The organism is Insulibacter thermoxylanivorax, assembly GCF_015472005.1.
Taxonomy (GTDB): Bacteria; Bacillota; Bacilli; order Paenibacillales; family DA-C8; genus Insulibacter; species Insulibacter thermoxylanivorax.
The window spans coordinates 1-9,051 of record NZ_BMAQ01000040.1 but is presented as its reverse complement, the minus strand read 5'-3'; the positions used below and the strand labels follow the sequence as shown (position 1 = coordinate 9,051).

At 45.7% G+C, this 9,051-nt stretch carries 7 protein-coding genes, 1 pseudogene and 1 riboswitch; of the genes and pseudogenes, 7 read left to right on the top strand and 1 reads right to left on the bottom strand.

The features are described 5' to 3' along the window. Positions 1-380: 380 nt before the first annotated feature. The 7 genes from PRECH8_RS12790 to nrdG all read left to right on the top strand — a co-directional run bounded on the left by PRECH8_RS12790 (position 381) and on the right by nrdG (position 8,679). Positions 381-1,349, top strand: a complete 969-nt coding sequence (locus PRECH8_RS12790) for a tRNA dihydrouridine synthase (protein WP_200967497.1) — start codon at positions 381-383, stop codon at positions 1,347-1,349. 291 nt (positions 1,350-1,640) lie between these two features. After that, positions 1,641-1,818: riboswitch (cobalamin riboswitch) on the top strand. Between the two features lie 171 nt (positions 1,819-1,989). Continuing rightward, complete coding sequence (locus tag PRECH8_RS12785; protein WP_200967496.1) at positions 1,990-2,214, top strand: glutaredoxin family protein; 225 nt, start codon at positions 1,990-1,992, stop codon at positions 2,212-2,214. Beyond that, entirely contained in the window at positions 2,211-2,606 is a 396-nt protein-coding gene (gene nrdI, locus PRECH8_RS12780; protein ID WP_200967495.1) for a class Ib ribonucleoside-diphosphate reductase assembly flavoprotein NrdI, read from the top strand. Before PRECH8_RS12785 ends, nrdI begins: the two co-directional genes overlap by 4 nt. Further along, positions 2,584-4,674, top strand: a complete 2,091-nt coding sequence (gene nrdE / locus PRECH8_RS12775; RefSeq protein WP_200967494.1) for a class 1b ribonucleoside-diphosphate reductase subunit alpha — start codon at positions 2,584-2,586, stop codon at positions 4,672-4,674. The genes nrdI and nrdE overlap by 23 nt, the downstream gene beginning before the upstream one ends. Continuing rightward, entirely contained in the window at positions 4,662-5,627 is a 966-nt protein-coding gene (gene nrdF / locus PRECH8_RS12770; RefSeq protein ID WP_200967493.1) for a class 1b ribonucleoside-diphosphate reductase subunit beta, read from the top strand. The genes nrdE and nrdF overlap by 13 nt, the downstream gene beginning before the upstream one ends. Positions 5,628-5,828: 201 nt before the next feature. Continuing rightward, positions 5,829-8,162: an anaerobic ribonucleoside triphosphate reductase gene (locus PRECH8_RS12765; protein WP_200967492.1), complete on the top strand. Its 2,334-nt coding sequence runs from the start codon at positions 5,829-5,831 to the stop codon at positions 8,160-8,162. Positions 8,163-8,172: 10 nt separating this feature from the next. Then, positions 8,173-8,679 (top strand): anaerobic ribonucleoside-triphosphate reductase activating protein, encoded by a 507-nt coding sequence (gene nrdG, locus PRECH8_RS12760; protein ID WP_200967491.1) that lies wholly within the window; start codon positions 8,173-8,175, stop codon positions 8,677-8,679. A gap of 179 nt (positions 8,680-8,858) precedes the next feature. On the opposite strand, the pseudogene PRECH8_RS12755 reads toward nrdG, so the two are convergent. Beyond that, positions 8,859-9,051: pseudogene (locus PRECH8_RS12755) on the bottom strand (IS1380 family transposase); the annotation flags it as partial.

Below are 9,051 nucleotides of genomic sequence, written 5' to 3'. Positions count from 1 at the left end.
GTCGGCAAATTCATGATAAACTGTTGCATGAGGCTTCCCCTTTCTGAGTGGTTTGTTTTGCCGCATTTCACTCTACCAAGAAGGGAAGCCTTTTTCCATGCTTTCAAGCATTGTTTCACCAATTATTCCTTTTTACTGCCCACAAACATTTTACACTCACGGATTGAAAGAAAACCGTTGGAATGGCATATAACAACTATTTTGTTTGCTTCGTGAGGGAGCTCCCCACATATGAAGGATTCAGCAGTGATAAAATAAAACATAAATAAAGAATAGATTTTGTCTTCATGATTAATTTTCTAAGACCAATCGCCCATACCGAACTAGAGATTTTATAGGATACAATATGAAATATTGCATCGAAGGGGGTACAGGTGGAATTGACGAAGAATTTTTGGAATGAGCTGCCGCGGCCGTTTTTTGTCTTGGCACCAATGGAAGATGTGACGAATGTAGTGTTCCGCCATGTGGTGAGCAGAGCCGGCAGACCGGATGTGTTCTTTACGGAGTTTACGAATACGGAGAGTTATTGTCACCCGGAAGGGGTGAAAAATGTGCGCGGCCGTTTGATCTTCACGGAAGATGAGCAGCCGATCGTTGCCCATATATGGGGGGACAAACCGGAATATTTCCGGCAGATGAGCATCGGGATGGCGGAGATGGGATTTGTCGGCGTCGATATCAATATGGGGTGTCCTGTAGAAAATGTAGCAGAACGGGGGAAAGGGGCCGGCCTGATCAAGCGTCCGGAAGTAGCGGCAGAGGTGATCCAAGCGGCTAAGGCGGGCGGACTGCCGGTCAGTGTGAAGACAAGGCTCGGCTACACCGACGTTGACGAGTGGCGGGACTGGCTGAAGCATCTCTTGCAGCAGGATCTGGCCAATCTATCGATTCATCTCCGCACGAAGGAGGAGATGAGCAAAGTCCCTGCGCATTGGGAGCTAATCCCCGAGATTAAGAAATTACGCGATGAAGCGGCGCCCCAGACACTGCTGACGATTAACGGGGATATTCCTGATCGAAGCACAGGGCTGGAACTTGCGGAGAAGTACGGCGTTGACGGCATCATGATCGGCCGCGGCGTGTTTAAGAATCCCTTCGCCTTCGAGAAAGAGCCCCGGGAACACAGTCCGCAGGAACATATCGAGCTGCTGAAATATCACCTGGATCTGTATGATCAATACGTTGATCAATTGCCGCTTCCCTTCGCATCCCTGCAGCGGTGTTTTAAAATATACGTCAAAGGATTCCGCGGCGCCGGTGAATTAAGGAATCAGCTGATGAACACGAAGTCGACGGATGAAGTACGCGCGCTGCTTGCGGAATTTGAACGTGAGTGGATGAATTGAAGGGGAATATTTGCTGATCGAAGTTTCGCAAGCAGAAGAAGACCCTTCCGGCAGGGGAGATTGACGCCCAGCCAGAAGGGTCTTATGTTTCGACAGATCCTACGACAGATCCTAATACTTCGCGAGATATTTGATGAGTCTTACATAGACCGTTGCTGATCCTGCACGGGATGCTGTACCTTGAGGATTATTGCAAATAAAATCAATATATTGGAGGTTGATTGATAAAACAACACAATATATTGTGTTTAGATAAATGGTGTGATAAGATGGATTTGTCTCGATCAACTTCATAAATGTGTTTGGTGAGGTACTGCGAAGGCAGTTTAATAGGGAAGCCAGTGCGAATCTGGCGCTGTCCCCGCAACTGTAACGCGGACGAACGTTCACATCCACTGTGCAGAATGCATGGGAAGGGAACGGGAGGATGATGCGAAGCCAGGAGACCTGCCTGACCAAACAATCGTTTCCTTTCTTCGGGGATTGAGAAAAGAAACGGCTCGCACATGTGGATGTGTTTTTGGCACGCCTTGCCATCATATTGGGCTGGTGAGCTGATACCATCCATGCCCTGCAGATGCCGTTTCAAGCACCCTCGATGAGAGGGTGCTTTTTATAATCACAATATGGAGGAATTTTTATGAAACTGTACACAAAAACCGTATGTCCCAGATGTATGTGGATCAAATCCGAGGCGCAACGCAGTGGGAAGGAATTGGACATCATAAATATCGATCATGACGAAGCGGCCAGGGAGCGGTTGATCCGTGCCGGCTTGATGACCGTTCCGGTCTTGGAAATCAGCGGCGAGTTCTGGATTAGCTCCGAGGAAATCTTGGAGAAACTGGGGATTGAGAACAGATGATTGCATATGCCAGCCGCACAGGCAATGTCCGCTATATTGTTTCTCAATTGCAATTGCCGAGCGTCGAAATCGGCGAGGATACGTTGATTGAGGAACCATTTGTGCTTCTAACCTATACGGACGGATTGGGGGATGTGCCGCCCATTGTACGAAGATTTATGGACAAAAACGGGGAATTTTGCAGGGGAGTGGCGGTAAGCGGCAACCGAAACTTCGGGCACCACAATTACGGCAAGGCCGGAGATACCCTGGCTGCGCAATGGAATATTCCGCTGGTGAGGAAGATCGAGTTGCGCGGATTTCCTTCGGATTACGAAGTGATCCGGCAATTTTACCAAGAGCAAATAAAAGAAAGGAGAGCAGACCAACATGAAATCGTATTTGCGACTTAACAATGAAGTGCTGCACCATTACAACCGCACGGGTAAACTTGATCTGGCCAAGGACAAGGAAGCAGCCAGGCGATATTTTCTTGAATATGTCAATGTCAAAATGCGTTATTTTATCGACGTGGAAGAAAAAATCCGCTATCTCGTCGAAGAAGGATATTATGAGAAAGAGTTCTTAGAACAGTACGATATGGCGTTTATTGAGCAGCTTTTCCAAAGGGCGTACAGCTACCATTTCCGTTTTCCGTCCTTCATGAGTGCGAGCAAATTTTACGATGGCTACGCAATGAAAAGCAGAGATGGGTCGGAAATTTTGGAAAAGTATGAGGATCGCATCGTCATCATTGCCCTTTATCTGGCCTGTGGTGACAAAGAGCTGGCCGAACGTGCGGTTGATGCGATGTTAACCGCCTATCAGCCGGCCACTCCAACGACACTGAACAGTGGCAAACGTTCCAGAGGAGAACTGGTCAGCTGCTTCAAGCTGTCGATTGACGATTCGATGAACAGCATTGCAGCCAATATCGGTTACTGCTTGGAATTGTCCCGGCTGGGAGGAGGAGTGGGCGTCAATTTGACGGATCTCCGTCCGCTCGGCGATCCGATCAAGGGCATTCATAACCGTGCCAGCGGTGTCATGCCGGTGTCCAAACTGCTGGAGGATGCCTTTTCCTATTCGAATCAGCTCGGGCAGCGAAACGGTTCGGGCGTTGTGTATCTGAACATTTTTCATGGCGATATCGAAAACTTCATATCCTCCAAAAAACCCAATGCTGACGAAAAGATTCGCTTGAAGACCTTGTCTACCGGCATTATTGTGCCGAGTATTTTCTTCGAATTGATGAAGCGGGACAAGGATATTGTGCTGTTCAGTCCTTACGATATTTACAAGGAATACGGGAAGCGGATGTCGGAAATCAGTATGAGCGAAATGTACTATGAATTGCTGGACAATCCGAACATTCGCAAGCTGAAGCGGGTAAATGCCCGGAAGCTGTACACGGAAATCAAAAAGGCGCAATTCGAATCCGGGTATCCCTTTGAAATCTTCGATGACAATGTCAATGACCAGCACCCGCTGCGCAAATTGGGACGGGTGAAAATGTCCAACCTGTGCACAGAGATATTCCAAGTTCAGGAGACTAGCCTCATCCATGACCACGGCATAGAGAACGAATACGGGATGGATGTATCCTGCAATCTTGGATCCTTAGACATTCACAAGGCGACGCAAACGGATTTTGAAACCCTCGTAGATACGGCTATGCGGCTTTTGAGCAACGTTTCGCTCATGACTAATATTCGCAATGTGCCGTCCGTCAGCAAAGCAAATCGGCTCATGCATTCCGTAGGGCTAGGAGTTATGAATTTGCACGGGCATTTGGTTTCGCAAGGATTGGACTATGAGTCGGAGGAGTCGGTCCTGTTTGTGGATGCGTTCATGGAGGCGTTGAATTATTATTCCCTCCTTGCATCGATGCGTATTGCCCGTGAGCGGAAGGAGACCTTTTACGGTTTTGAAAAAAGCGATTATGCGGACGGTTCCTATTTTGAACGGTATGTAAACAAGGAAGAGAGGGAATTGCCGGCATCCGTGCTGCGCGCATTGGGGAAGGTGCCGCTCATTACGAGACAGATGTGGATGGATTTGAAGGAGCAGGTCATGGAGCACGGCCTGTTTAACGCATACCGGCTGGCGGTGGCTCCGACGGGCAGCATTTCCTATATACGGAACTGCACAGCTTCCATTGCGCCAATCACGGAAAGGGTGGAAATCCGTGATTACGCGGACAGCCGCACCATTTATCCGATGCCGTTTTTGAATGATGAGAACATTCATCTATATAAGGAAGCCTATGAAATTGACCAGTATCGTATGGTGGATCTGTACGCAGCGGCGCAAAAGCATGTGGATCAGGGCATTTCCATGACAGTGTACGTAACTGATCAATGGACGACGGAACGTTTGGCCCGCTTGTATATCTATGCTTGGATGAAAGGAATTAAATCGGTCTATTATGTGCGGCAGCGGCTGCAGACGATTGAGGAGTGTGTGGCATGTTCGATTTGAAGCGTTATGAAGCGGTGAATTGGAACCGGAACGGGCAGAATTTGGTGAAAGTGTTTTGGGACCAGCAATGGAAGCAGATCTGGTTTCCCGAAGAAATCGCCGTCAGCAAGGATGTGAAGCAATGGAGCCAATTTGAACATCAGGAAACGTACAAGCAGGTGCTGGCCGGATTGACTTTGCTCGACACGATTCAGACGAACATCGGGATGAACGAAATTGCCCGCTATGCGCCTGATCTGCAGGAAAAGGCGTTGTATACGGTGTTTGCTTCTTTTGAGGCAATTCACGCGAAATCGTATTCGTATATTTTCACCACATTATGTACGAACAGTGAAATCGATGCCATCTTTGAATGGGTTAAGCGTAATGAATATTTGCAATACAAGGCGAACAGAATCGGTGACGTCTATCGTTCGATTCAGGACGATGATTCTGTTTCTCTGTGGAAGGCGATGTTTGCTTCCGTCATGCTGGAGTCATTCCTGTTCTATTCCGGATTTTTCTACCCGCTGTATTTGGGAGGTCTAGGAACATTGCGCAACAGCGCGGAGGTTATTTCCCTTATTCTGCGGGACGAATCGATTCACGGGGTTGCCGTCGGATATTTTGCGCAGCAACTGTTTAACAAATTTCCGGACTCGTTGAAAGAGGAACTGACGGTTTGGGGCTATGAATTTTTGCTTGATTTGTATCACAATGAGCTGGAATATACGAATGACGTGTATGCTGAAACCGGTCTCGGCCCTGAAGTGAAAAGCTATGTCCGCTATAATGCCAATAAAGCTCTGATGAATCTCGGTTTAGACGCAATGTTTCCCGATGAGGAGATCAATCCGATCGTCATGAACGGGATTAGGAATGAAGGTTCGACCTATGATTTTTTCTCGCAGAAAGGCTCGACGTATGCGGTGGCCAAAGTGGCCCCCATCACCGACGAAACGTTTCGTTTTTGACGATGGTAAGCTGATGATCGCGTGACACAACAACAGCTCAAGTATAGTCTCACCGTCGTGGATTGCGGTCCGATCAGCGAGGCACACTAGTCAAGTTTGTCCAGTTTGCATCCTGAAAATAGTCGTAGAACCGCCGGCTTAGCCGGCGGTCATGTTTATCTCATAGGATCTAAAACTCATTTCAATAGAGGTGTGAAATGTATGATTGCGAAAATCAGGAAGAGGGACGGAAGGGAAGAACCCTTCAACATAGAGAAGATAACCAATGCCATCTATAAGGCAACTATTGCTGCTGGAGAAGAAGACTATGAAAAAGCCATGACTCTGGCAGAGAGAGTTATGGAACAGTTGCATAAAGACCCAAATATTCAGGTTCCGGGTGTTGAGGATATTCAAGACATCGTTGAAAGAGTTTTGATTGAGGAGGGGCTTATCCTAACGGCAAAAAAATATATATTGTACCGTGCTGAACGAACACGTGTCAGGGAAATGAGTACCCGGCTAATGAAAACATATGAGGAATTAACTTTTAAAGAATCCAAGGATCATGATTTGAAACGGGAAAATGCAAACATTGATGGAGATACTGCTATGGGAACCATGCTTAAATATGGTTCTGAGGGAGCGAAACAGTTTTATGAAATGTTCTTATTGAAGCCAGAGCATGCTGAAGCTCATAAAAATGGAGATATTCACATACATGATTTGGACTTCTATAGTCTTACCACTACCTGTTGCCAGATTGATATAGTCAAACTTTTCAAAAATGGTTTCAGCACAGGACATGGACATTTGAGAGAACCAAACGACATCCGCAGCTACTCCGCCCTGGCATGCATAGCAATTCAATCTAATCAGAACGATCAGCATGGCGGACAAAGCATACCCAACTTTGATTATGGAATGGCTTTGGGTGTCGCAAAGACGTATTCCAGACTTTACAAGCAGAACCTAGCCAAAGGTTTGGAATTGTTAATAGATATAAATGATGCGGTAACGCTGATTAACTCAATTTCGGAAAAACTAGCAAAAGATCACGGGCTTTACCCGACATTAGTACCCAACGAGAGATATCTGGAAGTGGAGAAAAAATATCTTATGGACTATGTATATGACGTTGATATTGTCCATAAGGTGCAGGCTTTTGCTGCTGAGAAGGCACTGGCAGAAACCGATAGGAATACGTACCAGGCTATGGAGGCCTTCATTCACAATCTGAATACAATGCACAGCAGAGCAGGAGCCCAGGTACCTTTTAGTTCCATAAATTATGGCACTGATACCTCCCCTGAGGGCAGGCTGGTTATAAAAAACATTCTTATGGCTACGGAAGCAGGTCTCGGAAATGGAGAACCCCCCATATTCCCTGTGCAAATATTCAAGATTAAAGAAGGCGTCAATTATAATCCCGGAGATCCAAACTATGATATGTTCAAGCTTGCATGCAGAGTGAGCGCCAAAAGATTGTTCCCAAACTTTTCATTTCTAGATGCTCCCTTTAACCGTAAATATTATAAGTTTGGATGCCCTGAGACAGAGATCAGCTATATGGGCTGCAGAACAAGGGTTATAGGTAATGTTTATGATCCTTCCAGAGAAATAGTCTACGGAAGAGGAAACTTGAGCTTTACGACGATAAATCTGCCAAGAATTGCGATTAGAAGCAATAAAGACGTCAATGTGTTTTTTGGTGAACTTGATAAGAAGATAGACATGGTAATTGACCAGCTTCTTGAAAGGTATGAAATTCAAGCCCGAAAGAAGGTTAAAAACTTTCCATTCTTAATGGGCCAGGGCGTATGGATCGACTCTGATAAGCTTAGCTGGGATGACGAGATCAGGGAAGTGCTGAAACACGGAACGCTTACAACTGGTTTTATTGGATTAGCTGAATGTTTAAAGGCATTAATCGGCAAACACCATGGTGAATCTGAGGAAGCGCAGAGACTAGGCCTGGAAATAGTACGACATATGAGAAAACGTATGGATGATGCTAGTAAAATGAACAACATGAACTTTACACTTATTGCAACTCCTGCTGAAGGGCTGTCAGGTAGATTTGTCAAAATGGACAGGAAGATATTCGGTTCAATTGCGGGCGTTACCGATAAAGAATATTACACAAACAGTTTCCATGTTCCAGTATACTATGAAATTAATGCATTTGATAAGATAAGGATTGAAGCTCCATACCACGAGTTAACCAACGCAGGGCATATCACATATGTAGAGGTGGATGGTGATCCAACACAAAACCTGCAGGCTTTTGAGAAAATAATCAGAGCAATGAAAGAAGCCGGTATCGGATATGGTTCTATTAATCATCCGGTAGACAGAGATCCTGTATGCGGATATAGCGGAATTATCGGTAATACATGCCCCTCCTGCGGTCGTGAAGAAGGAGATAACAAATTTGAACGGATAAGGCGTATTACGGGATATCTCGTGGGAACTCTTGATAGATTCAATGATGCTAAAAGAGCTGAGGAGTGTGACAGAGTAAAGCATTTATCGTTCAAAAAAAGTAATGCTTAAGGTGGTATAAATGGATACTTATATAAGAATTGCGGGACTGATAAAGGAATCCATAGTGGATGGGCCAGGAATTCGATTGGTGGTTTTTGCCCAGGGCTGCAAACATAACTGCCCTGGCTGCCATAACCCGGAAACCCATTCCTTTGATGAAGGTTCATTAGTAACAGTTGACTCAATCATCGAACAAGCCAAAAGGAATCCTCTGCTGGACGGCATTACATTTAGCGGTGGTGAGCCTTTTGAACAGGCCCAGGCATTTGCCGTTCTTGCCCGAGAATCACATAAGCTTGACCTAGATGTAATGACTTACACGGGCTATTCATATGAGTATATTATTAGAAATTCATCCAAACATAAGGGTTGGGAGGAATTGCTGAATGAAACCGATATACTTGTTGATGGCAAGTTTGAATTAGATAAACGAAACGTTCTCTTAAAATTCCGTGGTTCGGAGAACCAAAGGATAATTGATATAAAAAGATCAAAAGCTGAAAATAGGATAGTTATTTTGGATTGAAACATGGTTGGTCAAAGTTTGTGGATTAAAGCTCGGGCGAGATGACGCTTGAGCTTTTTTTATCTATGCAGGCATGATTTTTCCTTGACTTAATTCAAAAAAGATGGCCGCCCGCAAGACCATTTTGGGCTTTGGAGAATCTGTGCCGTTCTTGTGCACAATACTTATCCCGAATTACGAAAGTGCATATCATCGATGTGGTTTTCCACGCACGCCCGCTGGTTGTAGAACCGCCAGATGTCGATCGGGTCCCAATCCAGCAGATTGGATACAATCGCTTCGTACTCCCACAGAAAGTCGTACATCTGCAGCTGGTCACCGTCATAACGTTCCGCTTTCCGGATGACGATAACCAGTCGTGCTTTATTCCAG

Bases quoted from the DNA above. Each gene is read 5' to 3' on its own strand.
- PRECH8_RS12785 (WP_200967496.1), top strand. From the start codon at position 1,990: ATGAAACTGTACACAAAAACCGTATGTCCCAGATGTATGTGGATCAAA.
- nrdI (WP_200967495.1), top strand. From the start codon at position 2,211: ATGATTGCATATGCCAGCCGCACAGGCAATGTCCGCTATATTGTTTCT.
- nrdE (WP_200967494.1), top strand. From the start codon at position 2,584: ATGAAATCGTATTTGCGACTTAACAATGAAGTGCTGCACCATTACAAC.
- nrdF (WP_200967493.1), top strand. From the start codon at position 4,662: ATGTTCGATTTGAAGCGTTATGAAGCGGTGAATTGGAACCGGAACGGG.
- PRECH8_RS12765 (WP_200967492.1), top strand. From the start codon at position 5,829: ATGATTGCGAAAATCAGGAAGAGGGACGGAAGGGAAGAACCCTTCAAC.
- nrdG (WP_200967491.1), top strand. From the start codon at position 8,173: ATGGATACTTATATAAGAATTGCGGGACTGATAAAGGAATCCATAGTG.